This window comes from Rugamonas rubra, assembly GCF_900114705.1.
GTDB classification, from domain to species: domain Bacteria; phylum Pseudomonadota; class Gammaproteobacteria; order Burkholderiales; family Burkholderiaceae_D; genus Rugamonas; species Rugamonas rubra.
In genome coordinates this window covers 16,025-40,043 of sequence record NZ_FOTW01000009.1, presented here as the reverse complement: position 1 = coordinate 40,043, position 24,019 = coordinate 16,025, and the positions used below count along the sequence as shown (strand labels likewise).

The following is a 24,019-nucleotide window of genomic DNA, read 5'->3' as shown; positions in this document are numbered from 1 at the left end:
GGCTTGCATAGCCGGCCCGCACGGCCGGCCCGCGTGACCGGTCTGCCTAGGCGCCCGCTCAGGCGGGCTGCTGGAAGTGGCGCAGGCAGTTGCGGCCGGCCTGTTTGGCCATGTACATCGCCTGGTCGCCGCGGCGCAGCAGCAGGTCCGGCTCGCGCCCGTGCAGCGGATAGCTGGCCACGCCGATGCTGGCCGAGACCTCGACCACGGCGCCGCTGTCGAGCGTGATCGGGGCGCGCAGCGCCAGCAGCACCCGTTCGAGGATGGCGTCGCTGCCGTGGCTGGCGTCGACATTGGTCAACAACAGCACGAACTCGTCGCCGCCAAGGCGGGCGGCGGTGTCGTTCGGCCGCAGCGCGCCGGTCAGGCGGGCGGCCACCTCGCGCAGCACCTGGTCGCCGGCCTCGTGGCCGTGCCGGTCGTTGATCGGCTTGAAGCCGTCCAGGTCGAGGCAGCAGACCTCGACCTGGCGGTGTTCTCGCTCGGCCGCCAACAAGGCCTGTTGCAGGCGGTCGGCCAGCAGGCGGCGGTTGGGCAGGTGGGTCAGGCTGTCGTGGTAGGCGAGTTTTTCGATGTGCTCCTTCTGCGCGGCGTGGTCGCTGATGTCGGACATCAGGGCGACGTAGTGGCTGATCCGCCCGTCGCCGTTGCGCACCGCGTTGAGCGTCATCAGGCAGACGAACTCGCTGCCGTCCTTGCGCCGGTTGCAGAGCTCGCCGTGCCAGTGGCTGCTCGCGTCCAGGGTGCGGAAGAGGGCGGCGAAGACGGCCTTGTCGTGGCGCCCCGAGTTGAGCAGGCGCGGGTTGCGCCCCAACACCTCGTCGCGCCGGTAGCCGGTCAGCTCGACGAAGGCCTGGTTGACGTCGATGATGTTGGCGTCCCGGTCGGCGATGATGATCGCCTCGCCGGAGGCGCTGAACACGCTGGCGGCCAGGCGCAGCTGCGCCTCGGCCTTGCGGCGCGCCAGCTGCATGCGGTTGAATTGCAGGGCCAGGCGCACCGTCTCGCGCGGCCCGCGCGGCGGCGCGTCGGCGTCGGCGTCGCCGTCGGCGGCGGCGTCCATCGCCGCGCCCAGTTGGCGCAGCGCGGCGCGTAGCTGGATGGTGAACAGCAGGGCCAGCGCCATGCCGCTGGCGAAGAATGTGGCCATCAGCGCCGAGTTGAGCGTGAGGGTGTCGAGCATGTGCTGTTCGAGGATGCTGCGGCGCATGCCCACCAGCACGCTCCAGCCGCTCGCGTCGGAGCGGGTGTGGGCGACGAAGGACGGCTCGCCCTCCAGCGTGTGGCTGGCCAACGTGCCCTCGGCATGGCCGCCCATGTGCGCCAGCAGGTCGGCGGTGCCGGGTTGGCCGGCGAAGCGCGCCGCGTTGACGCTGCGGCTGATGATGATGCCACGGCTGTCGAGCAGCGCCGCGACCCAGCCGTCCGGCAGCCGGGCCGCCTGCAGGATGCGGCCCAGGCGCTCGGGCGGGATGCCCATGTCGAGGGCGAGGCTGACACGGCCCTGGTCCAGCACCGGCGCCTCGATGGCGACGAAATGGCGCCGCGAGCTGCCGCCGACGTACAGGTCGGAGACGGCGGGCTGGCCGGTGCGGAAGGTGCGTTCGAGCAGCTCCTGGTGGCCGGTCTTGGGCAGGGGCGCGCCGAGGGGGCGCATGGTGTTGAGCAGTTGCTGGCCGCTGCCGTCGATCAGTACGATGGCCTCGGCCAACTGGTCGTGCGCCAGCACCGCCTTGGCCTGCTGATAGAAGGCGGCCGCTTGGAGCGGCCGCAACTGCGGCAACGCGGCCAGCACCAGCAACCGGCCGCGCGCCTCGGCCAGCGCCGTGTCGACGGTCTGGCTCAGCTGGCGCGCCGTTTGCAGCGCCTGTAGTTCGAGCCGCGTGCGCTCGGTGCGGTAGGCGTCGTGGACCAGGTAGGCGCCGGCGAGCACGGCCGGCAGCAGGCTCAGCGCGAACAGCCAGACGATGCCGATGCCGCCGCTGCCGCGCCGGTATGCCAGGTTCCTCATGCGTCGGCTAGGCGCGCTGTCGCTGCGCCGGCGCGGCGGCGCCGTGGGCGAACGCGGTCAGGCCGGCGTGGTCGAGCACGACGATGTCGCGGCCGCAGGCGTCGACGCAGGCGGCGCGCTTGAGTTGCAGCAGCAGCCGGCTGATGGTGGCCGCCGTCAGACCGAGGTAGTCGCCGATCTCCTGGCGCGTCATGGGCAGGTGGAAGCTGTCTGGCATGCCGCCCCGCTCGGCGAAGCACCAGGACAGGCGCAACAGGAAGATGGCGAACTTCTGCTCGGCGCGGCCGCCGCGCAGCAACTGGGTGGCGTTCTGTTGGCGCGACAGCTCCTTGCTCAGCAGGGTGCGTAGCCAAGCGCCCACCGGCACCGACTGGTCGGCCGCCTGCTGCAGGCGCCGGTGCGAGATCTCGCACACCTCGCAGTCGGTCAGGGCCAGCGCGGCGCCGCGCTGCTGGCGCAGGCCGATGGCGTCGAGGCCGAGGAACTCCCCGCTCATCTGGAAGCCGGTGACCCGTTGCTGGCCGTCGCTGTCGAGATGGTAGGTCTTGCTGTGGCCGCTGCGCAGCACGTACAGGCGGTCGTGCACCGGCTCGTTCATCTGGTACAGGTGCTCGCCGCGCAGCAACTGGTAGCGGCGCTGCACCATCCGCTCGAACACGCCGTAGTCCTCCAGCGGCACATGGGACGGCAGGCAGAGCCGGCGCGCCGCGCAGTTGGCGCAGCTGGGCTTGGCGTTGGCGGGCGCGCCCGGCGCCAGCGAAATCGGGGAGGGAGGGCGGTTCATTGTTGTCCTGTATCGGGAGTCGTCTCGGTGCCGCGCGGTGGCGGCGCGGTGCTTGTCGGCGCCGGCGCGGCATCGCCCTCGCCGACGACGACGGCCTTCAGGCCGGCGGCGTCGTGCAGGCGGATGTCGCGCCCGCTCAGCTCGATCAAGCCGCTTTGTTTGAAGCGGTAGAGCAGGCGGCTGACGCTCTCGGGCGTCAGACCGAGCAGGTCGGCGATATCGATGCGCGACATGGCCAAGCGGAACTGCGAGGCCGAATAGCCGCGCGCGGCGTAGCGCCAGGACAGCTGGAGCAGGAAGGCGGCCAGGCGCTGGTCGGCGCGCGTGTTGCGCAGCAACATGGCCAGATACTGCTCCCGGGCGATCTCCTTGCTCAACACGCCATGGAACAGGCGCTGCAGCGCGGCGTTGTGCTGGTGCTTGCCATGCATACTGTCGCTGGACACCTCGCAGACTTCGCTGTCCTCCAGCGCCACCACGGTGCAACTGTGCTGGTGTAGGCCGATGGCGTCCAAGCCGAGCATGTCGGTGCCCAGCTGGAAGCCGGCCAGGCGGGGACGTCCGCCGGCGTCGGCGCGGTAGGTCTTGAAGCTGCCGTAGCGCACGGCGTAGAACAGGCCGTTGACGGCGTCGCCGCAGTGGTAGAGGGGCGCGTCGCGGGCGACGCGCAGGCGGCGCCCGACCAGCTGGCCGACGCCCGTCGCGCCCGCGCCGCAGGCCGGCAGGCAGCTTCCCCGCGCCTGGCAACGGGCGCAGTCGAAGGCGGACAGGATCTTGTGTCCCCCAGGCGATGCCTGGGTACGGGGCAGCGAGTCCATTTTCCTCCTAACTGCTGCGCGGGATCGTCGGGGCTGTTGTCTCGAACGGGCAGCGTTCAATCAGTCCATGCTAGCCGAGGCCATCGGGGGGGGAATGTGATTTGGATCAATTTCCCGAGAATATTGGCTTGCCAAGCCACAATTTCTGACAATTTTTGACCTAAATCAAGCCGAAGTCGATGATTGGCGGGCGTGAGTGGGCAAGCGAGGGTGTCGAACGTAGGCTTTTGCTAGATGGAATGTGTAATTAAATGGCATATTTGATGTATTCGGTTTTCTTTGTCATGGTCGCAAAAAAATCCGGCGGGAAACGGTTGCGGCCGCCCAAGCAGGTGTATTCTAACAAGTGGATGAATTATCTGTGCGGTAGCGGCGCTGCGGTGGGTCTGGAAATGAAATTATTTGGTTTAAAGTGATTTAAATATTTAATTTGCTAAATTCGGTAATTCCGCAGTAGGATATGCCCAATTGAATCGCGGGGAATATCATGGACGTGGAAGTAATCGTCGGTGGCTTGGCGCGAAAGGCGCCGGTCGGGAGGGGAGTTATGCTGAAGCAGATAGAGCCGGGCGAACTGATCGTGGGGATGTATGTGGCCAGGCTCGGCTGTTCCTGGCTGGTGTCACCTTTTTGGAAGAAGTCGTTCTTGGTGGAGAGCGCCGAGGAGCTCAACAAGATACGCGAGTGCCGCATCGACGAGGTGTGGATAGACACTAGCAAGGGCCGCGACCTGCCGGCCGTTGCACGTTCCGGTGCCGGCTCGGCGCCGCCTGCGGCCAGCGCGGCGCCGGCCGCCGGCGCTACCGCTACCGCTACCGCCGTCGCCGCACCCGCCACAGCGGCGCCGGCGCCGGCGCCCTCGCGCGCGGCGCGGCCGCGTGTCGGCGCTCCTTTTGTGGCGCAGGCGCCGGCCTCGATCCGCGCCGAGATGGGCCGCGCCGGCAAGACCCTGGACAGCGGCAAGTCGGCGGTGCGCTCGATGTTCGGCGAGGCGCGCATGGGCCGCGCGGTGGAGGTGGGCGAGGCGATGCTGCTGGTGGAGGACATCGCCGGCTCGGTGATGCGAAACGCCAACGCGCTGATCAGTCTGGCGCGGCTGAAGACCATCGACGACTACACCTATATGCATTCGGTGGCGGTGTGCGCGCTGATGATCGCGCTGGCGCGCGAACTGAAGCTGGACGACGACCAGGTGCGCGAGGCCGGCCTGGCCGGCCTGCTGCACGACGTCGGCAAGATGGCCATTCCGCTGGAGATCCTCAACAAGCCGGGCCGTCTGACCGAGGGCGAGTTCGACGTGGTGCGCGCCCACCCGGCCGAGGGCTTCCGCATGCTGCAGGCCTCGACCGACATCGGCGACGCCGCGCTCGACGTCTGCATGCACCACCACGAGAAAATGGACGGCAGCGGTTATCCGCAGGGCCTGAAGGGCGAGCAAATCAGCCTGTTCGCCCGCATGGGGGCGATCTGCGACATCTACGACGCCGTCACCTCGAACCGGCCGTACAAAAAGGGCTGGTGCCCGACCGAGTCGCTGCGCAAGATGGCCGAATGGCGCGGCAACCACCTCGACGCCGACCTGTTCATGGCCTTCGTCAAGTGCGTCGGCATCTACCCGGTCGGCACCCTGGTGCGCCTGCGCAGCGGCCGGCTCGGCGTGGTCTGCGAGCTCACCGAGGGCAAGCCGCTGACCCAGCCGAAACTGCGGGTGTTCTTCTCCACCAAATCGGCCACCTACATTGCGCCGGAGTGGCTCGACCTGGCCACGCCGAGCTGCCAGGACGCCATCGTCGGCCACGAGGACGCCGATGCCTGGAAGCTGGTCGACATCGACCGCTACTGGATGGGCGAGTAGGCGCGGCTTGGCGCGGCCGGCAGCAGCTGCAGTTCGGGCAGCAGGTGGGCCTGCCACAGCGACTGCTCGAAGGCCGGCCTGAAGAAGCCGAAGTGGCCGATGCGGCGCACGCCGATCTGCTCGGGGGCGATGCGGCGCATGTCGCGCGGCGCGTTGGTGTAGCTGTCGTGGATCGCCGCGATGCTGCGCGCCGTCATGTACTCGTCGTCGGTGAAGGACAGCGAGACGATGGGCTGGCGGATGGCGTCATAGCGCGCCCGCGCGGTGGCGCCCTCGACGCCGACGGCGTAGTCGCGGTGCAGGCACCAGCGGCGCCACTGCTCGATCACGCCGCGCGGCAGGTCGCCCACCATGCCCAGCCGCTTGCCGGGGAAGTAGCCGCACAGCGGCACCGCCAGCGGCACGAAGAAATACCACATCGACCACACCGTGCGCTTGAGCGAGGCGGTGTTTTCGCGCCAGTAGCCGCTGCCGGTGGCGATGGTCAGCACCTTGGCCACCTTGTCGTTGTTGGGCACGAAGGGCAGGATCTGGCCGCCCAGGCTGTGGCCCAGCCAGTACAGCGGCAGGCCTGGCGCGCGCGCGCCGACGGCGTCTATCATCGCGGCGCAGTCGCGCGTGGCCCAGCCGATCACGTCGGCGTCGAGCTCGCGCAGGTGGCCACGGCGCGACAGGCCGATGCCGCGATAGTCGAAGGTGGCCACCAGCAGGCCCTGGCGCGCCAGCCATTCGGCGAAGGCGGTGTAGTAGGTCTGCGGCACGGCCATGGCCGGCGCCAGCAGCAGCGCGCCGCGCGCCGGCCCGCTCGGTGCGAAGAAGCGGGCGACGACGTGCTCGCCGCCGCCAAGATCAACTTCCTGTTGCTCGAACGTTTGCATGGACTGCTCCTCTATGGTGCGGCGGGCGTCGATGGTGTCGACCGCGCCGATGCTGCGGATGCCCGGGGTGGGGCGGCGGATGGCGCGGTCTAGTCGGCCGGGCGCTGGAAGTCGAGCTGTTTGGCGTGGTCGAGGAAGCGGGCGATGGTGGCCATCTCCTCGGTGGAGAAGCCTTGCACCAGCTGGGCGTTGATCGACTGCAGCAGCGGTTGCGCGGCGGCGATCACGGCGGCGCCCTGCGGGCTGATGTTGAGCAGGCTGGCGCGGCCGTCGGTGCTGGACGGCGCCTTTTGAACCAGGCCGTTGTCCTCCATCCGTCCGACCAGGCCGGTGATGGCCGAGTTCTGTAGTTGCAGCACCTGGGCCAGCTCCTTGAGCTGGCAGTCTGGGTGCTCCTTGATGGCGAACAGCGCCACCACCTGGGTGCCGGAGACCTTCAGCTCGTCGGTGAATAGGCGGTCCGCCGAGCGGAACAGGTTCTGCTTGGCCTGGGCCAGCAGGTGGAAAAGCCGGGGTTTCTTGCTCACGCGCGCTCCGGGTCGGATTTTGAGTTATTACACATGCGGAGTATATTACTACGCATGCGTAATAAAAATCAAAGCATTTCGGGCCGGGTGATGTGGCGGCAAGAGTCGCCGAATGCGACGAGCGAGGGTCAGACCCTAGGGTCTGACCCTGTATTGACCTCCGTGGACCCTGCGCCGCTCACGCCGGCGGTGTGAAGTGCAGCGCGCCGGCGATGCGGTTCCAGGCCTGGATGGCGGCCACGGCGGCGGTCAGGAAGGCCACCTCGCTGGCGTTGAACTGCGCCTGCACGTCGAGGTAGGCGGCGTCCGTCGCGGCGTGCTGCGCCTGCAGCGTCAGCGCCTCGGTCCAGGCCAGCGCGGCGCGCTCGCGCGGCGAGTAGACCGGGGCCGTGCGCCAGTCGGCCAGTTGCTCCAGCCGGGCCTCGTCGACGCCAAGCTGGCGCGCCAAATTCAGGTGGTACTGCAGGCAGAAGGCGCAGGCGTTCAGGCGCGAGGCGTGCACCTTGAGTAGTTCCGTCAGCGACTTGTCCAGGCCGGACTGGTCGACCGCCTTGCCGAGCGCTGCGAGGGCGGCCACCACGCCCGGCGCCAGCTCTTGGAAGCCGGCATAGTCGATGCGTGGGGCGGGGTGCTGGGCTTGCTTGCTGTGCATTGCTGGGCTCCTGTGTAGATGTGATAATATTCGAACTCTAACATCATATTCGAACACTGACAACATGCCAGGAAAATCACATGCCGCCGTCCCCGCCGTCGGCGAGGGCAAGCGTGGCGCGCCCGGCCACATCGGCTACCTGCTGCGCCAGGCCGGCGGCGCGCATCGGCAACGCATGGAGCGCGCGCTGTCCGACTTCGGCCTGACGCTGCCGCAGTTCTCGGTGCTGACCATGCTGGCGGCCTATCCCGGCGCCTCGGGCGCCGAACTGGCGCGCTTGTCCCTGTTGACGCCGCAGACCATGAGCGTTATCGTCGCCAATCTGGAGAAGGCCGGCTCGGTGACGCGCCGGCCGCATCCGGTGCACGGCCGCATCCAGTTGATCGAGGTGACGGAAGCTGGCCGCGATCTGCTGGCGCGCTGCCGCCCCCGCGTCGGCGCCGTCGAGCGCGATCTGCTGGCCGGCTTCGACGCGGCCGAGGAGCAAGTGATACGGCGCTGGCTGGTGCAAGCCGCGCTCGAACCCAACACAGGAGAACCGCATGACTGATTCCACGCTGCGCCATTTGGTGCTGTGCCGCTTCACCGAACAAACCTCGGCCGCCGAGGTGGCCAGTATCGGCGCCGATTTCGCCGCGCTCCAGCAGAGCGTACCCGGCGTGCTGCACTTCGAATCCGGCACCAACGTCAGTCCCGAGGGGCTGGCGCAGGGCTACACGCACTGCTTCCGGCTCGACTTCGCCGGCGCGGCCGAGCGCGACGGCTATCTGGTGCATCCGGCCCATCTGGCCTTCGTCGAGCGCTTCAAGCCCTGGCTGGCGCAAGTGCTGGTGTTCGACTACGCGGCAAGTTAAGCGGCGCCGGCAGCTCCCGCGCCGCTCCGCGTTCGCTGCTAACATGGGCGACGCGGATGCGGCATCGACATGAGGTGCGGGCATCGCCCACCAAACAGGAGCGACGATGGCGACGGAGCAGGCGGCTTGGCCGGAACTGGAATTCTGGTTCGAATTCGGCAGCAATTACAGTTATCTGAGTGTGATGCGGATCGCGGCGCTGGCGCGCCAGGCGCGCGTGCGCGTGCTGTGGCGGCCGTTCCTGCTCGGCCCGATCTTCCGCGACAAGGGCTGGAGCAGCTCGCCCTTCGTGCTGGAGCCGGAGAAGGGCCGCTACGCCTGGATCGACACGGCGCGGCGCGCCCGCAAGTACGGCCTGGAGTTCCGCCAGCCGAGCGTGTTCCCGCGCACCGCGCTGCTGCCGATGCGGGTGGCCATGCTGGGCGCCGGCGAGCCGTGGATGGAGGCTTTTTGCCAGGCGGTGATGCGGCAGAACTTCGTCGACGATGTCGAAATCAACGAAGCGGCCCAGGTGCTGCGCGCGTTGGACGGGCTGGTCGACGATCCCGCCGCCGTGCTGGCGCAAGCCCAGGGCGCCGCCAACAAGCTGGCGCTGCGCGAGCAGACCGAGCGGGCCCAGCGGCGCGGCGTGTTCGGCGCGCCCACCTTCTTCGTCGGCGACGAGATGTTCTGGGGCGACGATCGGCTGGAGGACGCGCTGGTTTGGTGCCGTAAAACGGCCTAATGCAGCTATTGTGTGTTTTGCAGCTTACGTTCTTAGCCCCGCGCTCAGGGACTATTTAGTTGCTTCTAGAATCAACCTGATGTTTGATTTCTATGTCCAGTTCTGCCGCAAGGATGGCCGCAGCTGCTAAGAGCTTGAGACCCGCCTCAGGAGTTGGGAAGCGACTGATGATATTGATGCACAGTCGCCTTCCTTTCGCCTCAGGGCAAGATTCTAGTATCTGCTTCGATTCGACGAATTCGAAGTATGCGTTTAGCTTTCTTTGTAGCGCTGCCAAATGCAGACCCTCATTCTCCCAACTCCAAGAATCGATTATGTTGAGAACAATGCTGTCGTCTGAGCGCGCCGTCCCAATTGCATCGACGACGTGACTTTGCTCAAGGCTCATATTTGGATCTTCTCGCTTAAGTTGGGCGGACAGGCTGGTACACCCGTATGCGAGGAACCAATTGATCTTTCAGGGTACGTTGCGCGATGCGCATGTCGTACTCGCTTTGCAGGTTCAGCCAATACCTGGCCTCCATGTCGAAAAATAGGCCAAGGCGTAGCGCCGTATCCGCCGTGATGGGACGAGTGCCATGCACGATATCGCTGATGCGGCTGGGCGAGACGTCGATATCGGCGGCTAATTGCTGTGCAGTGATGCCCAGCGGCCGCATGAACTCTTCCAGCAGGATTTCGCCGGGATGTATTTCATCGAGTAATTTGGCCATATCGCTACCCGTCGCTCTATTCGTTAGTGGTAATCCACAATTTCCACGTCATGCGGCCCATCCGCTTGCCATTTGAAGCAGATACGCCATTGGTCGTTGATTCGTATGCTGTACTGGCCTTTGCGGCTTCCGCTCAATGCCTCCAACATGTTTCCGGGAGGGATGCGCAAGCTTCTCAACTCGCCAGCGGCATTCAACTGAAGCAACTTGCGCCGGGCTGACCGCTCAATATTCTTGAAGCGGCGAACACTGAGGCTGTTGAACAGTGCTTCCGTTTCGGAGCATGCGAATGAAATTATCATGTTTGCATGTTCTTTGGCATGGAATCTGTAAGGTGGAATCCATGGTACTCCACCTGCGGCCACCAGTAAAACGGAGAAGCGTTGGACGATTGTCCCGAATCAGCGGTCCAGGCATGATCATGCGTGTCGGCGTTCGCCGAGTACGCCAAGCCTGCCCGCGCATATCGGCTTAGGCCGGCAGCGCCCGCGTTACCGCCACGCTTGGCGCGGCCGCGTCCAGCGTCTGCCGCACCACGTCGGCGATCAGCTCGGCGGTGGCGGCCGACAGGGTCCAGCCGAGGTGGCCGTGGCCGGTGTTGTAGAACACGCCGGGCGCCTTGCCACGACCGACGCGCGGCACCAGGTCGGGCATCATCGGCCGCAGGCCGGCCCAGGGCACCACGCTGCGCGTGCCGACGCCGGGGAAGCACTGCTCGACCCAAGCCACCAGCGGACGGATGCGGTCGGCGCGGATGTCGCGGTTGTAGCCGTTGAACTCGGCCGTGCCGGCGACGCGCAGGCGGCCTTCGCCGAGCCGGCTGGCGACCAGCTTGGTGGCGTCGTCGACCAGGCTGACCTTGGGCGCGGCGGCGCGGCTGACGGCATCGGCCAGGTCGACGGTGATCGAGTAGCCCTTGACCGGGTAGACGTTGACGCGGTCGCCCAGTGACGCGGCCAGCGCGCGGCTGGCGGTGCCGGCGCAGACCACCACGCCGTCATAGCTGGCGCTGTCGCTGCGGCCATCGTGCAGCGCGTCGATGCGGGCGCGCCCGCCGACGCTGGCCACGCCGCGCACCTGCTGGTCGAAGCGGAACTGCACGCCGCGCCGCTCGGCGGCGCGCGCCAGGCCGCTGCAAAACTTGTGGATGTCGCCGCTGCTGTCGCTCTCGGTGTAGTGGCCGCCGTAGTAGCTGCCGGCCAGCGTCGGCTCGATGGCGCGCATCTCCGCCGGCGTGACTGCGCGGCGCGCCAGGCCGCCCAGGGCCAGCAGCTTGGACACCTCGGCGGCGTGCTCGAAGTCGGCCTTGTCGCGGTGGATGTGCAGGATGCCCTCGCGCCTGAGGTCGAAATCGATGCCTTCCTCGGCGGCCCAGGCGAACAGGTGCTCGCGCGCGGCCACGGCCAGGCGGGCGGTGGCGATGGTGTTGGCGCGGTACTGCGGGATGGCGGCGACGAAGCCGGCGAACCAGCTCAGCTTGTGCCAGCTCGGCTTGGGGCTGACCAGCAGCGGCGCGTCGTTCTTGAGCATCCACTTGATGCCCTTGAGGATGGTCGACCAGTGGTTCCAGGCCTCGGCGTTGGAGGCCGACAGCTGGCCGCCGTTGGCGAACGAGGTCTCCATCGCCGGGTAGCGGTGTTGTTCGTAGACGGTGACGGCGAAGCCGCGCTTGGCCAGCGCGTAGGCGGTGGTGACGCCGGTGATGCCGCCGCCGATGACTGCTATGGTTTTCATGTGCTCGGGTCCAGATCGTCAAACGGACTAGTGGCGGCCTGGCCTGCGACGCGCGGCAACAGCTTACCGTATTTCCGGCCCGCTCTTCAACGCCTATTTTCGCCAGGGTGGTTTGCCGGCAACGTCGGGCATATGGCTTTCTGCTGCCACTATCGCCCGGCAAGATCGGCCTAGTCGCGCGCATTTGCCGAATACGCCCGGCAAGTTGTATACTGTCGGCTTTCCATCCGGCCACAGCCTTACACAGGACGATCATATGAGCGCTTTACCTCCTTGCCCGAAATGCAATTCCGAATACACCTACGAGGACGGCGCCAACTACGTTTGCCCTGAGTGCGCCCACGAGTGGAGCGCGCAGGCCGGTGCCGAGGCGGCCGAGGAAGGCCCCAAGGTCTATCGCGACTCGACCGGCACCGTGCTGCAGGACGGCGACACCGTGACCGTCATCAAGGATCTGAAACTGAAGGGCGGCGGCGGCACCGTCAAGATGGGCACCAAGGTCAAGAACATCCGCTTGGTCGACAGCGACCACGACATCGACTGCAAGATCGAGGGTTTCGGCTCGATGAGCCTGAAGACCGAGTTCGTCAAGAAGGTGTGATGGCGCGGGCCGCGACGGCCCGGCCACCGAGTAGTGAAGAACCGCGCGGCGCCTCTGGCACGCGCGTTTTTTTTGCCCCCACCCCGGGACGCGGAAGCCGGGGTCGGACCCCGTACGGGGTCCGACCCCTAGCTTGCGGGGTGGGGCGCTTACGCCGGCGGCAGCCGGCCGGCCAGCAGCGGCTCGATGATGCTGGAGAAGTCGCGCGCGCCGGCGCCGGCCAGGCTGTGCATGCCGTACAGGTTGCGCGCCAGCTCGCCCAGCGGGATGGCGCTGTGGCTGGCCAGCGCGGTTTGCGCCGCCAGGCCCAGGTCCTTGAGCATCAGGTCGACGCCGAAGCCGCCCTGGTAGCCGCGCGCCGCCGGCACGTTGTCCATCACGCCAGGGTAGGGGTTGTACAGCTCCAGCGCCCAGTTGCGGCCCGAGCTCTTGGCCATGATGTCGGACAGGACCTTGGCGTCGAGGCCGTTGGCCACGCCCAGCGCCAGCGCCTCGGCGGTGCCGGCCATGAGTATCCCGAGCAGCATGTTGTTGCAGATCTTGGCGGTCTGGCCGGCGCCGCTGGCGCCGGCGTGGAAGATGTTCTTGCCCATCGCGGACAGGTAGGGCCGGGCGCGCTCGAGCGCCTCGGCGGCGCCGCCGACGATGAAGGTCAGCGTGCCGGCCTGGGCGCCGGCGGTGCCGCCGGAAACGGGCGCGTCGAGCATGTCCAGCCCGCGCGCGGCGCAGGCGCGCGCCACCGCCTGCGCGCTGGCGGCGGCGATGGTGCTGCAGTCGACCACCAGCGCGCCGTCCGGGATGTGGCCGGCGATGCCGTCGGCGCCCAGGTAGAGCTGCTCGACGTGGCTGCTGGCCGGCAGCATGGTGACGACCACCTCGGCGCCTTCGAGCGCGGCGCGGGCCGACGGCGCGGCCTTGGCGCCGGCCGCCGTCAGCTGGCCGACGGCGGCGGCCGACAGGTCGAACACCTGCAGCGCGTGGCCGGCCTTGACGAGGTTGAGGGCCATCGGTGCGCCCATGTTGCCGAGGCCGATGAAGGCGATTTTGTTCGTGATCTGGTTCATGCCGCTTTCCTTTCATGGCCGCGCCGGGCGGCCGTTTGTGGATCGGGAGACAAATGGTCGAGCGGGTGCTGCTCCGCCGGCCAAGGGCTGGCGAAGTAGCCCTCGCACCAGGCGGGGTCGAGCTCGCGCACGCTGGCGGCCTGCCAGGCCGGCCGCATGTCCTTGTCGATGATCAGGGCGCGGATGCCCTCGGCGAAGTCGGGCCGCGCCGCGCAGTGCAGCGACACGCCCAACTCCAGCTTGAACACCTCCGCCAGCGACAAGTGCTTGCAGCGCCGCTGGATGGTGTAGGCCAGCCAGGCGGCGGCCGGCGAGCCTTTGCGCACGGCGGCGGCGGCCTTTTGCAGCCAGCGGTCGCCGCCGTCGAGCAGGGCGATGTGCTCGATTGTGCGTTCCAGGTCGGCGCCGACGCAGAGCAGCTCGATCAGGTCGAAGTGCTGGCGCAGCGGGCCGGGCGGATCGTCCGGCGCGACGCGCTGCGCCTGTGTCAGCAGCACGCCGAGCTGGCGGTGGTTGTCGGCCGCCAGCGCGCTCCAGTGCTGGCGCTGCAGCTCGGCGAACAGCGCGGCCTTGTCGCCGTGGTGCAGGCGGAAGTCGGCCAGGCCGGCGAAGCGGGCGTCGCCGGCGTTGAGCGGGGCGCCGGTCAGCGCCAGGAACAGGCCGAGGTGGCCGGGCATGCGGTTGAGGAACCAGCTTCCGCCGACGTCCGGATACAGGCCGATGGCCACCTCCGGCATGGCCAGCCGCGAGCCCTCCGTCACCACGCGGTGGCTGGCGCCGGCCATCAGGCCGATGCCGCCGCCCATGACGATGCCGTGGCCCCAGCACAGCACCGGCTTGCGGTAGGTGTGGATCTGGTGGTCGAGCGTGTACTCCTGGCTGAAGAAGTCCAGCGCGTAGGTGTTGGCGCAGACGTCGTCGCGCTCGGCCGAGGCGTGGTGGGTGCGCATCGAGCGGTACAGCTGCTGCAGGTCGCCGCCGGCGCAGAAGGCCTTGTCGCCGGCGCCCTCCAGCACCACCAGGGCCACGGCCGGGTCGTCCTCCCAGGCCAGCAGCTGGATGCGCAGCAGCGCGATCATGTTGAGCGACAGCGCGTTCAAGGTCGCCTCGGCGTTCAGCGTGGCCACGCCGATGGCGCCGCCGCCGGCGCAGTCGAGCGTGCGGAACAGCACGGGCAGGGCGCTCATGCCTGGCTCCAGACGGGCGCGCGTTTTTCCAGGAAGGCCTGCACGCCCTCGGCCTGGTTGGCGCCGCCGAACAGGCCGACGAAGGCCTCGCGCTCGCGCGGCAGCAGGCTGGCCGGCGGCTGCTGGCGGGCGCCCTGGATCAGTTGTTTGCAGGCCTGCACGCTGCTCGGGCTTTGCTTGCCGGCCTGGCGCGCCAGGGCCAGCGCGCGCTCCAGCGCGGCGCCGGTGTCGACCACCTCCTCGACCAGGCCGATGCGCAGCGCGGTGGCGGCGTCGATGCGTTCGCCGCACAGGATCAGGCGCTTGGCCCAGCCCTCGCCGACCAGCCAGGCCAGGTTCTGTGTGCCGCCGGCGCAGGGCAGCAGGCCGACCGAGGCCTCCGGCAGCGCCATCTGCGCCTGCGTCTCGGCGATGCGCAGGTCGCAGGCCAGCGCGCATTCCAGCCCGCCGCCCATGGCGTAGCCGTTGATGGCGGCGATCGACACGCCACGGAAGGCGGACAGCGCCTCGAAAGCCTCGCCGAAGCGCTGCGCCATGTCGTGGGCGACGGCGATGTCGCCGTCGGCGAACAGCTTCAGATCGGCGCCGGCGGAGAAGAACTTGGCGCCCTGGCCGGTCAGCACCAGGCTGTAGACGGCCGGGTTGGCGTTCAGCTCGTGCACCAGGCGGCGCAGGTCGGCCAGGCCGGCGCTCGTCCAGGTGTTGGCCGGCGGGTTGGCGATGGTGACCAGCGCCGTGTGTTCGATGATTTCCAGGGTCAGATTGGTGTAGTTCACAGGGCCTCCTCGGCGGGTGCGTGTTGCAGTAGATGGCGCGCGACGATCACGCGCATGATTTCGTTGCTGCCTTCCAGGATCTGGTGCACCCGCACGTCGCGCAGGTAGCGCTCCAGCGGGTAGTCGCGCAGATAGCCGTAGCCGCCGTGGATCTGCAAGGCCTCGTTGCAGACGGCGAAGCCGGTGTCGGTGGCCAGCCGCTTGGCCATGGCGCAGTAGATCGAGGCGTTGGCGGCGCCGGCGTCGAGCTTGGACGCGGCCAGGCGCACCATCTGGCGCGCCGCCACCAGGGTGGTCTGCATGTCGGCCAGCTTGAACTGCAGCGCCTGGAACTGGGCCAGCTTCTGCTTGAACTGGACCCGCTCGTTCATGTGCGCCTGGGCGCTCAGCAGGGCCGCCTGGGCGGCGCCGATCGAGCAACTGGCGATGTTGATGCGGCCGCCGTCCAGGCCGCGCATGGCCAGCTTGAAGCCGTCGCCCTCGGCGCCCAGCAGGTGCGAGCGCGGCACGCGCACCTGGTCGAAGCTGATGGCGCGGGTCGGCTGGCTGTTCCAGCCCATCTTGTCCTCCTTGCGGCCGTAGGCCAGGCCGGCGGCGTCGGCCGGCACCAGGAAGGCCGAGATGCCGGCCGCGCCGGCCGCGCCGGTGCGCGCCATCACCACCAGCGCGTCGGTGGCGCCGGCGCCGGAGATGAAGGCCTTGCTGCCGTTGATGACGTACTCGTCGCCGCGCAGCTCGGCCGAGGTGCTCAGCGCGGCGGCGTCGGAGCCGGCGCCCGGCTCGGTCAGGCAGTAGGAGGCCAGCTTGCGCCCGCTCGCCAGGTCGGCCACCCAGCGCTGGCGCACCTCCGCCGTGGCCGACTGCGCGATCATCGCGCTGGCCATGTTGTGGATGCTCAGGTAGGCGGTGGTCGAGGGGCAGGCACGGGCCAGCTCCTCGAAGACGATGGTGGCGTCCAGCCGCGACAGGCCGAGGCCGCCGAGCGCCTCCGGCACGTACATGCCGCAGAAGCCCAGCTCGCCGGCATGGCCGATCATTTGCCGCGGGAAGATCGCCTCGGCGTCCCACTGCGCCGCCTGGCCGGCCATTTCGCTGGCGGCGAACTGGCGCGCGCAATCGCGGTAGGCGCGCTGGTCCTCGTTCAGTTCGAAGTCCATGAGGGCCTCCTTACTTGAGCGAGATGGTGGTGTTGACCTTGCCGGCGCTGGCGGCGTCGTCGAACCAGCGCGTGGTGATGGTCTTGGTCTGCGTGTAGAAGGACAGCACCTGCTTGCCGTAGGGGCCAAGGTCGCCCAGCTTGGAGGCGCGCGAGCCGGTGAAGGAGAACAGCGGCACCGGCACCGGGATCGGCACGTTGATGCCGATCTGGCCGACGTCGACCTCCTCCTGGAAGCTGCGCGCGGCGGCGCCGGACTGGGTGAACAGGGCCACGCCGTTGCCGTTCGGGTTGGCGTTGACGATGGCGATGGCCTCCTGCAGCGTGGCCGCCTGCATCACGCACAGCACCGGGCCGAAGATCTCCTCGGTGTAGATGCGCATGGCGCTGGTGACGTCGGCGAACACGGTGGGGCCGACGAAGTTGCCGTCCTGGTAGCCGGCCACCGTCGGCGCGCGGCCGTCGAGCAGCAGGGTGGCGCCTTCCTCGACGCCCTGGCCGATCAGCTTGACCACGCGGGCCTTGGCGGCGGGCGAGATCAGCGGGCCGATGTCGGCGCCGGCCTCGGCGCCGGCATTCAGCGTCAGCGTTTGCGCGCGCGCCACCAGCTCGGGCAGCCAGTCGCGCGCCGCGCCCACCAGCACCAGCACCGACAAGGCCATGCAGCGCTGGCCGGCCGCGCCGAAGGCGGCGCCGGCCAGGTTGTCCAGCGTCTGCTGGCGGTTGGCGTCGGGCAGCACCACGGCGTGGTTCTTCGCCCCCATCATGCACTGGGCGCGCTTGCCGGCCTGGGTGGCGCGCTGGTAGACGTGGCTGCCGACGCGGCTCGAGCCGACGAAGGAGACCGCCTTGATGTCCGGGTGGTCGCAGATGGCGTTGACCACCGCCTCGCCGCCGTGCACCACGTTGAGCACGCCGGCCGGAATGCCGGCCTGCAGCGCCAGCTCGGCCAGGCGCATGGTGACCATCGGGTCCTGCTCGGAGGGCTTGAGGACGAAGGTGTTGCCGCAGGCGATGGCCATCGGGAACATCCACAGTGGGATCATGGCGGGGAAGTTGAACGGCGTGATGCCGGCGCACACGCCGAGCGGCTGCAGCAGGGTGTAGGTGTCGACGCCGTTGGCGACGTTGTTGGCCAGCTCGCCCATTTGCAGCTGGCCGATGCCGGCGGCGTATTCGACCACCTCGAGGCCACGGAAGATGTCGCCCTCGGCGTCGGCCAGGGTCTTGCCCTGTTCGGCCGTCAGCAGCGCGGCCAGCTCGGCCATGTTCTCGCGGATCAGCTGCTGGTACTTGAGGAAGACGCGGGCGCGCGCGCCGATCGGGGTCTTGCGCCAGGTGGCGAAGGCGGCCTTGGCGCCGGCCACGGCGCGCGCCATCTCGTCCGCCGTGGCGAAGGGCACGCGCGCCAGCACCTCCTGCGTGGCGGGGTTGACGACGTCGCGCCATTCGCTGGTGGTCGATTCGATGAACTGGCCGTCGATCAGCAGTTTGACGGTGGGGATGGTGTGCTTGCTCATGGTGTGCTTCCTCGTTGGCGCGGCGGTTTTTGCGCCGGCGCTTGTCTGCATAGAATGTCGCGCGGCTGTGCCGCGCAACGCCCATCACGCACCTTCCGTACGTGACCAGACCCAGGGAAAAATACTGACCTGCCGTGCCAAGGCGCCGCCGCCGCGAGGCGCGGGGACGCATCGGAACACCGCCTGCCGCAATGTTTCCTTGAAGATCAACAGGCCGGTATCCGGGCTCGCAAGTCTTGTCGCTCCGCCTTCCCAGTCGAGCCGACCAGTGGCATGGATGGAGCGACCGCACTTGCACACCGTTGCGGAGGCAGCAGCGGCATGGCGCCGGACGAGTGTTGCCGCCCGGCGCGTACCGCTTTCCCGTTTAACGCCGCTCAAGGGGATGAGGTGGCGCACCTGTTGCATTAAATATAGCACAACATATTACGTTTACGTAAACGTCATTCGATTCATGGCAATGTCGTTTGCGGCCGGCTCGCGGCGGTGGCGCTCATTTCAACAGGAGGGCAGTGCTTTGGCCAGCGAAATCGTTTCCACCAAGGGGTCGGACTCCAGATCCTGTAGATCCTGCGCCTTGAACTCGGCCGTGAAAAGCCAGCTATCAATTTGCTTGCGCACGGCGAGCAAGCGCGGGTGGTAATTTGCCTCCTTCACTTTGACGATGGCGGTCACTACACGCTCGTCATCAATCTGCCGAACGCGAGCGTCGAGCTGTTCAAGTTTTTTGAGTTTAGAGAAGTCCATGACACCCAGTGTATCCGAATTGCGCGTGGCGGCAAGCGCGGGGCGGCAAGTTAGCTTACGCCGGTGGCGGCTTGGGGTTACTCTTTGGCGGCTGCCTTTTTCTTGAGGGATTTGGCGTCGTTGTGGTTTTACCTGTCCGTTTGGGCGGAGTGTCCCCTTGCATGGGCGCTCGCAGCAAGGACAATGTTGCTGAGGATGCGCGGCCGCGACCATATCCCGGGTGCCATCGGTTCTCGTCCAAATCGGGCGGCGACAAGACCGCCCCTTTGATCAATATGTCCCGCAGGATGGCGGAAGAGAGACTCTGCTTGCGCTGTACGGCCTCCGCCAGCACAAGCGCGACGAGTCCAGCGACGGCGGGCGCGGCCATGCTGGTGCCTGACATGTCGACCAATCCGGTCCTGCTGCCGGACCGAGCCGCCCTGACCGCATGACCCGGCGCCGACACTTCCGGTTTGAACCGGCCGTCCCGGGTTGGCCCGGTGCTTGAGAAATAGGACATGGGAAGCGCGCTTTTGTGCGCATCGTAGGAGCCGACGCAGATGGTGTCGTGGCCACAGGAGATTGAGCCGAGCGTGCTGCTATCGATCGGATCGACGAAGGACGACTGGGCAGTGTCCAGACGTTCGATCCAGGCATGAAACGCGGCACCGGAGTTGCCCCGGTCGAAGAGCCGGATCGTCCATTGTCCGCCACCGACGGCGCCGGCGATATAGATCCCGATCATGTTGTCGAGATTGTTGGGGTCTCTCAGCCGGTTGCCGACGTACACGACGATGTCCTGGGCCGTGCCGATCGGCATGTTGCTTCCCGGCTCGGCCACGCCGAGGCTGCTACCGTCGGGTGCGATGACCTCCACCGCCACCCGCGTGGTGCCGGCCATCCACACTTCCATTTCCTGCCCCGCCGGGCTGTTCTCTGTCTTCCAGCGTACATCTATCGATCCACCTTTGGGAATCGTGCCTTCGGTATGAATGTGGTCGGCTTGCGAGTTGGCGGCCGCGATGACGACCGCCCTGTTGGGTTTTGCCCGGATCAGCCGGTCGAGGCCCTGCTCGACCAGGGTCGTCCCGTCGTGCGGGCCGCCATTCGTGCCCAGGCTCAGATTGACCACGCACGGGCGATCGCCGGCCTGCGCGAAAATGAAGCTGACTGCCTCGAGCATCTGTACCGAATCGCCGAACGACTGGTCCACCGCCGTCGGCCCACTCCAGGCGATATCCGAAGCGGACACCTCAACAAAGATGATGGCTGCCTGCGGTGCGCAACCGGGAGTTCCCGATCCAAGGCCATTGCCTGCGGCAATATCCATCACGTGCGTACCATGCGCCCCCTCGTGGGCGCCTACATTCAGATGGGAGCCATAGCCGAGCGCCGCATAGGGATCGGGGGTTCTTAGCGCTGCGTCGATGTCGGCTTGCGTATGCAAGCGTCCGTACTGCACGTCGCCCGCGCCGGACAATTCTCCCGCTTGATCCCAGATTGCTTCAATTCGCGTGCTACCGTCGTTTCGGCGGAAGTTGTCATGCGCGAAATCGCAGCCGAAATCGACAATGCCGACGACAACGCCTTTGCCTCCTTCGGGTGAGGTGCCCGCCGGCAGCAGACCTGGCGCGACCTTCATCGCGCGCGTGGTTGCGGCTAATGCCGCCCGTACCGGTTGCGATGCCTTCAGGCTTTGCACGAATGGTTGGTGACGAACCGCTTCGATTCGCTTGATCGGTATGCGCCCGGTGACGATGCAAACACCGCCTTCGCCAGTCTCCGCGCCCAGCGTGACGCCGACCTTGACCTCGCTCAAGGCCTCCCATGCCTGCACGTCGTCGACCTTGGCGATCACAGCAATTTCTTCCGCGGACGTAGACGCCAGCGCCATTCTTGGCGATCCGCTCTTTTGCCTGGCCAGGGCAACCTGCAATCGGGAGTCCATCGCCGGCTCGATGTCCATGGGGCGTGCATGCAGGCTACCCCAGTCCTGTTTGGAAGCCAAGGCCAACGCCGACGTTGCGATGGAACTCAGAATCCTTGCGTTTGAGAAGTTTAGGCCACTCAGCGCGGCAGAAACGGTGGCATGGATTTGTGCCGCTGGCAACGCGGCATCCCGCTGCGCTGTGTTTGGACCTTGATCAACCTTCGGCGAGCGCTGACTCCGACCAAGGTAAGTGGCAGCCGTCTCGCTGGACCAATTCTGTAGCGACCAAGACGGTAGCGCTGTCACAGGTGGACGTGGTGTCGATATGTGGGCGCCGGCCTTTTTCTTGCCGCCTGCCGGGGCTACTTTCTTCGGTTCGTTCTTTTTTCCGGTTGCCATTATTGACCCCGCCGTGGTGGATTGAGAAAGAGTTCGATAGCTGCGCGGTGCTGCGGCCAGACGTCAATAATAATCCTTTTAACATCATTTACGTCGATGGAAGTGGGACGCATCTTTCAGACGCTGGACTGCAGCGGTTTGTCCAGGCGATCTGATTGCCTCGCCTAGCCCGGCGTGCGCAGGAAGTGCTCGATGGTGTCGCGGATCTCGCCGTCCTGCTTCATTTCCTTGATGGCGGCGTTGAACTTGCGGATGAAGTCGTGCTTGTAGGGGAAGCGGCCGGCGTCGCGGTTGGTGTAGCCGAGGTAGCCTTGTTCGGCGCTGAGCACGCTGGTCTCGGCGATCGGCAAGGCGCCCGGCTCGACCAAGCCCTCGTGGCGGATGCGACCCAGCTCCCAGACGATCGAGGAGCGGTCGTTGAGGAAGCAGTCGATGCGCCCCTTCATCAGCTTGAGCAGGTTGGTGCGGCTGCTGCGCGCCGGCACCGCGCTCAGGCGGCCCGCGCCGACGGCCTGGTCGAACAGCTTGCCGCCGATGAGGAAGCCGGCGTTCAGGCCGACGCGCAGACCGGCGTAGTCGTCCGGCCAAACCTTGCGCGGGCGCCGCTCGATCACCGGCTGGCTGCAGTACACCACCAGTTGCTCGGCCAGGATGCTGTCCGAGTAGTCCATGTAGGGACGCTCGGCCGGCCGCAGATACGGCGGGTAGAGGGCGAAGGCCTCGCCGGTCTCCAGCTTGACCAGACCGCGCTTCCACGGGATGGGCTGCAGGCTGACGCGGTACTCCGGCATGCGCTTGGCGGCGGCGCGGATGATGTTGGTGTAGATCCCCTTCATCTCGCCGTTCTCCAGGTAGGAGTAGGGCGGATAGCCATCGTCGCCGTAGATGGTGACGGCGATGGGGGCCGGCGCGGCATTGCCGTCGACCGCCGCCGGCGCCGCCAACGCGGCCAGCAGTAGCGGCAGTGCCAGCAGGGCTGCCAGCGTCCGCCGCGCCGTCAATGCTCGTCGTGGCGACGGCGTCGGCGGCGATGCCGACGCGGCGCGCAACGCCGACAGCGACGCCGGCAGCAGCTGCGGGCGCCGTCCGGGCGGCGGGCGCGGGCGCGGTGGACGCGCGCCCGGGGAAGGGCGTGGCATGGGCATTCGCGCTATTTGATGTCCTTGATCGCGTCCAGGTATTCCTTGGACTTGCGGGTCTTGCCGATCGCCGTCCACAGCGCGTCGACCTGCTCCTTGTGGGCGGCGTAGTAGGCCTTGTTGAAGGGGACGTAGAAGTCGGCGGTCATGAACTTGGTCGGGATCATCTCGACCTTGTCGTCGATGTCCTTGCGGCCGGCGATCAGCGCGTTCATCTCGACGTCGAAGCCGAGGATCACCTCGCCCTGGCCGGCGATCATCTTGTAGAAATTGCGCAGCGGCTCCTTGGTGTTGTCGTCGTAGCTGACGTTGAGCGACTTGAGCTGGTCGGAGATGGTGGCGAAGCCGGACGGGATCAGCACCGGCTTGGCGACGTTGGAGAACTTGCTGCCGTCCCAGCCGGCCTTGCTGCCCTTCATGCGGTAGGCCATGATGTCCATGCGTGCCAGCGACTGCGCGGTGTTGGCCTTGCCGCCGCTCATCGGGAAGGCGGCGTAGTCGGCGTGGAAGGGCGTGTAGCCGGCGTTGAGCAGGCCGTTCAGGGTGCCGCCGCGCACGTCCTCGATGCAGCGCTTCCACGGCTGGATCTTGAAGGTGACCGGCTGGTTGATCTGTTTGGCGGCCATCTTGATCAGCACCTGCATGGTGCCGTCCCTGGTGGGGAAGGTGTAGGGCGCGGCGGCCTGGTCCTCGATGCACAGGACCATCGCGTCCTGGCTGAAGGCGGCCATGGGTAGGGTCAGCAGAACTGCCGATACGAGTGCTTTCATGATGTGTGCTCTCCCGGGGGCGGTGGTTGGGTGCTTGGCTGCGGATGCGATTTAGAACTGATGGCGCTAGAACTTGTGACGCTAGAACTTGTGACACTAGAACTTGTGACACTAGAACTTGTGATACAGGCCCAGCGCCAGGCCGCGCGTGCCGCTGCCGCTTTCGACCGCGTTGCCGACGGTGAAGGGGGCGCCGTTGTCGTTGCGCAGGCGCGAGTAGGAGCTGTACAGGTTGGTGCGCTTGGACAGCGCGCGGGTGTAGCCGATGGCGGCTTGGCGCGCGTCCTGGCGCAGGCCGCTGCTGTCCTTGTGGTCGATCAGCGAGACCATCCAGCTGTCGGCGCCGCGCGTGGTGGAGGCGCCGACGATGATGTCGCGCGAGTCGAGCGCCAGGTCGTCCTTGTTGCGGGCGTAGCCCAGCGCCGCCTTGAACAGGCCGAAGTCGTAGGTGGCGCCGGCGAAGGTGACCTTGTGGCTGCTGGTGTCGGCCAGGTTGTTCAGGCTGCGGTGGGCCAGCACGGCGAACACCCGGCCGCGCGTGTACTCGACGGCGTAGCCGAGCTCGCGCTTGGCGGCGCCGCTGCCGGCCACCTCGCCGGGCGCCCAGGTCAGGTTGGCGGTCAGGCCGTTGATGGCCGGCGTGGTGTAGTAGACGCCGTTGCTGGTGCGGTAGTCGGAGAACATGACGTTCGAGTAGGCGCCCTCGTGGCCGCCGCCGAAGGGGTCGACGTCGTTGAGCGCGTTGGTGACCAGGTTGAACTGCCGGCCCAGCTTGACGCTGCCGAAGGGGCCGCTCAGGCCGAGCAGGGTTTGGCGGCCGAAGGTCAGGCCGGTCGGGCGGTTGCCGCCGGTGTCGCCGGCGATGCCGCCCTCGATGACAAAGCTGGCGGACAGGCCATTGCCGAGATCCTCGCTGCCCTTGAAGCCGAGCCGCGAGCCGGCCTGCACGCCGCTCTCGAGGTTCCAGCTGCCGCCGGCCGGGCCGCCGCTCTCGTAGACCATGCCGAGGTCCATCGAGCCATATACCGTCACCGCGCTTTGCGCGCACGCGGCCCCCGCACAAGTTCCAATCACCAGCGTTGCGAACACGTTCTTGCTCATCGCGTTTACCTCCAGATCTAACGTCGGGATAGGTAGGGCTGTCACTGCCCGGTGCTTTATTATCCGCGCGAATTTCTGAGCTGCAAGAATATATTGT

26 protein-coding genes and 1 riboswitch are annotated in these 24,019 nt (G+C 67.2%); of the genes, 6 read left to right on the top strand and 20 right to left on the bottom strand.

Going from position 1 to position 24,019, the window contains the following annotated elements:
* Positions 1-58: 58 nt before the first annotated feature.
* From BM252_RS09395 to BM252_RS09385, 3 genes are read right to left on the bottom strand one after another with little or no spacing between them, the layout of a single operon-like run.
* Positions 59-2,011, bottom strand: a complete 1,953-nt coding sequence (locus BM252_RS09395; protein WP_093386747.1) for a diguanylate cyclase domain-containing protein — start codon at positions 2,009-2,011, stop codon at positions 59-61.
* Positions 2,012-2,018: 7 nt separating this feature from the next.
* Entirely contained in the window at positions 2,019-2,795 is a 777-nt protein-coding gene (locus tag BM252_RS09390; RefSeq protein ID WP_093386744.1) for a helix-turn-helix domain-containing protein, read from the bottom strand.
* Complete coding sequence (locus BM252_RS09385) at positions 2,792-3,613, bottom strand: helix-turn-helix domain-containing protein (protein ID WP_093386742.1); 822 nt, start codon at positions 3,611-3,613, stop codon at positions 2,792-2,794. Before BM252_RS09385 ends, BM252_RS09390 begins: the two co-directional genes overlap by 4 nt.
* A 251-nt stretch (positions 3,614-3,864) precedes the next feature.
* Here BM252_RS09385 and BM252_RS30905 point away from each other — a divergent pair, with 251 nt between their 5' ends.
* Complete coding sequence (locus tag BM252_RS30905; protein ID WP_174900468.1) at positions 3,865-4,029, top strand: hypothetical protein; 165 nt, start codon at positions 3,865-3,867, stop codon at positions 4,027-4,029.
* Between the two features lie 131 nt (positions 4,030-4,160).
* On the top strand, positions 4,161-5,468 hold the full coding sequence (locus tag BM252_RS09380; protein ID WP_093386738.1) for a cyclic di-GMP phosphodiesterase: 1,308 nt from the start codon (positions 4,161-4,163) through the stop codon (positions 5,466-5,468).
* Here BM252_RS09380 and BM252_RS09375 read toward each other — a convergent pair.
* The 3 genes from BM252_RS09375 to BM252_RS09365 form a co-directional block, all read right to left on the bottom strand.
* Positions 5,450-6,346 (bottom strand): alpha/beta hydrolase family protein, encoded by an 897-nt coding sequence (locus BM252_RS09375; RefSeq protein WP_093386735.1) that lies wholly within the window; start codon positions 6,344-6,346, stop codon positions 5,450-5,452. The genes BM252_RS09380 and BM252_RS09375 overlap by 19 nt on opposite strands.
* A gap of 89 nt (positions 6,347-6,435) precedes the next feature.
* Positions 6,436-6,873: a MarR family winged helix-turn-helix transcriptional regulator gene (locus tag BM252_RS09370; protein ID WP_174900467.1), complete on the bottom strand. Its 438-nt coding sequence runs from the start codon at positions 6,871-6,873 to the stop codon at positions 6,436-6,438.
* Positions 6,874-7,051: 178 nt separating this feature from the next.
* Positions 7,052-7,525: a carboxymuconolactone decarboxylase family protein gene (locus BM252_RS09365; RefSeq protein WP_093386730.1), complete on the bottom strand. Its 474-nt coding sequence runs from the start codon at positions 7,523-7,525 to the stop codon at positions 7,052-7,054.
* A gap of 64 nt (positions 7,526-7,589) precedes the next feature.
* Here BM252_RS09365 and BM252_RS09360 point away from each other — a divergent pair, with 64 nt between their 5' ends.
* From BM252_RS09360 to BM252_RS09350, 3 genes are all read left to right on the top strand, one after another.
* Entirely contained in the window at positions 7,590-8,075 is a 486-nt protein-coding gene (locus tag BM252_RS09360; RefSeq protein ID WP_093386729.1) for a MarR family winged helix-turn-helix transcriptional regulator, read from the top strand.
* Positions 8,068-8,379 (top strand): Dabb family protein, encoded by a 312-nt coding sequence (locus BM252_RS09355; protein ID WP_093386726.1) that lies wholly within the window; start codon positions 8,068-8,070, stop codon positions 8,377-8,379. The genes BM252_RS09360 and BM252_RS09355 overlap by 8 nt, the downstream gene beginning before the upstream one ends.
* A 106-nt stretch (positions 8,380-8,485) precedes the next feature.
* Positions 8,486-9,103, top strand: coding sequence for a 2-hydroxychromene-2-carboxylate isomerase (locus tag BM252_RS09350; RefSeq protein ID WP_093386723.1), 618 nt, complete (start codon positions 8,486-8,488; stop codon positions 9,101-9,103).
* A gap of 55 nt (positions 9,104-9,158) precedes the next feature.
* Here the strand turns inward: BM252_RS09350 and BM252_RS29990 are convergent, their stop codons facing one another.
* The 4 genes from BM252_RS29990 to BM252_RS09335 all read right to left on the bottom strand — a co-directional run bounded on the left by BM252_RS29990 (position 9,159) and on the right by BM252_RS09335 (position 11,550).
* Positions 9,159-9,491 (bottom strand): DUF6572 domain-containing protein, encoded by a 333-nt coding sequence (locus tag BM252_RS29990; protein WP_139236372.1) that lies wholly within the window; start codon positions 9,489-9,491, stop codon positions 9,159-9,161.
* Positions 9,492-9,507: 16 nt separating this feature from the next.
* Positions 9,508-9,816 (bottom strand): HigA family addiction module antitoxin, encoded by a 309-nt coding sequence (locus BM252_RS09345; protein WP_093386720.1) that lies wholly within the window; start codon positions 9,814-9,816, stop codon positions 9,508-9,510.
* A 23-nt stretch (positions 9,817-9,839) separates the two neighbouring features.
* Positions 9,840-10,118 (bottom strand): type II toxin-antitoxin system RelE/ParE family toxin, encoded by a 279-nt coding sequence (locus tag BM252_RS09340; RefSeq protein ID WP_093386717.1) that lies wholly within the window; start codon positions 10,116-10,118, stop codon positions 9,840-9,842.
* Positions 10,119-10,287: 169 nt separating this feature from the next.
* Positions 10,288-11,550, bottom strand: a complete 1,263-nt coding sequence (locus BM252_RS09335; RefSeq protein WP_093386714.1) for a D-amino acid dehydrogenase — start codon at positions 11,548-11,550, stop codon at positions 10,288-10,290.
* A 256-nt stretch (positions 11,551-11,806) separates the two neighbouring features.
* Between BM252_RS09335 and BM252_RS09330 the strand changes: the two genes are divergently transcribed.
* On the top strand, positions 11,807-12,151 hold the full coding sequence (locus tag BM252_RS09330; protein WP_093386711.1) for a zinc ribbon domain-containing protein YjdM: 345 nt from the start codon (positions 11,807-11,809) through the stop codon (positions 12,149-12,151).
* Between the two features lie 149 nt (positions 12,152-12,300).
* On the opposite strand, the gene mmsB is transcribed toward BM252_RS09330, so the two are convergent.
* From mmsB to BM252_RS09280, 10 genes are all read right to left on the bottom strand, one after another.
* On the bottom strand, positions 12,301-13,215 hold the full coding sequence (mmsB, locus tag BM252_RS09325; protein WP_093386708.1) for a 3-hydroxyisobutyrate dehydrogenase: 915 nt from the start codon (positions 13,213-13,215) through the stop codon (positions 12,301-12,303).
* Positions 13,212-14,402, bottom strand: a complete 1,191-nt coding sequence (locus tag BM252_RS09320) for an enoyl-CoA hydratase/isomerase family protein (RefSeq protein WP_093386705.1) — start codon at positions 14,400-14,402, stop codon at positions 13,212-13,214. The genes mmsB and BM252_RS09320 overlap by 4 nt, the downstream gene beginning before the upstream one ends.
* On the bottom strand, positions 14,399-15,178 hold the full coding sequence (locus BM252_RS09315; protein WP_093386703.1) for an enoyl-CoA hydratase: 780 nt from the start codon (positions 15,176-15,178) through the stop codon (positions 14,399-14,401). The genes BM252_RS09320 and BM252_RS09315 overlap by 4 nt, the downstream gene beginning before the upstream one ends.
* Positions 15,175-16,335: an acyl-CoA dehydrogenase family protein gene (locus BM252_RS09310; protein ID WP_093386700.1), complete on the bottom strand. Its 1,161-nt coding sequence runs from the start codon at positions 16,333-16,335 to the stop codon at positions 15,175-15,177. Before BM252_RS09310 ends, BM252_RS09315 begins: the two co-directional genes overlap by 4 nt.
* A 10-nt stretch (positions 16,336-16,345) precedes the next feature.
* Positions 16,346-17,854 (bottom strand): CoA-acylating methylmalonate-semialdehyde dehydrogenase, encoded by a 1,509-nt coding sequence (locus BM252_RS09305; RefSeq protein ID WP_093386697.1) that lies wholly within the window; start codon positions 17,852-17,854, stop codon positions 16,346-16,348.
* Between the two features lie 195 nt (positions 17,855-18,049).
* Positions 18,050-18,272: riboswitch (cobalamin riboswitch) on the bottom strand.
* Positions 18,273-18,352: 80 nt separating this feature from the next.
* Complete coding sequence (locus BM252_RS09300) at positions 18,353-18,601, bottom strand: hypothetical protein (RefSeq protein ID WP_093386694.1); 249 nt, start codon at positions 18,599-18,601, stop codon at positions 18,353-18,355.
* A gap of 55 nt (positions 18,602-18,656) precedes the next feature.
* Positions 18,657-20,549, bottom strand: a complete 1,893-nt coding sequence (locus BM252_RS09295; protein WP_217429892.1) for a S8 family serine peptidase — start codon at positions 20,547-20,549, stop codon at positions 18,657-18,659.
* Positions 20,550-21,076: 527 nt separating this feature from the next.
* Entirely contained in the window at positions 21,077-22,051 is a 975-nt protein-coding gene (locus tag BM252_RS09290) for a substrate-binding periplasmic protein (protein ID WP_093387245.1), read from the bottom strand.
* An 11-nt stretch (positions 22,052-22,062) separates the two neighbouring features.
* Positions 22,063-22,821 (bottom strand): type 2 periplasmic-binding domain-containing protein, encoded by a 759-nt coding sequence (locus tag BM252_RS09285; protein ID WP_139236370.1) that lies wholly within the window; start codon positions 22,819-22,821, stop codon positions 22,063-22,065.
* Between the two features lie 111 nt (positions 22,822-22,932).
* Complete coding sequence (locus tag BM252_RS09280; protein ID WP_093386685.1) at positions 22,933-23,922, bottom strand: porin; 990 nt, start codon at positions 23,920-23,922, stop codon at positions 22,933-22,935.
* Positions 23,923-24,019: the final 97 nt, after the last annotated feature.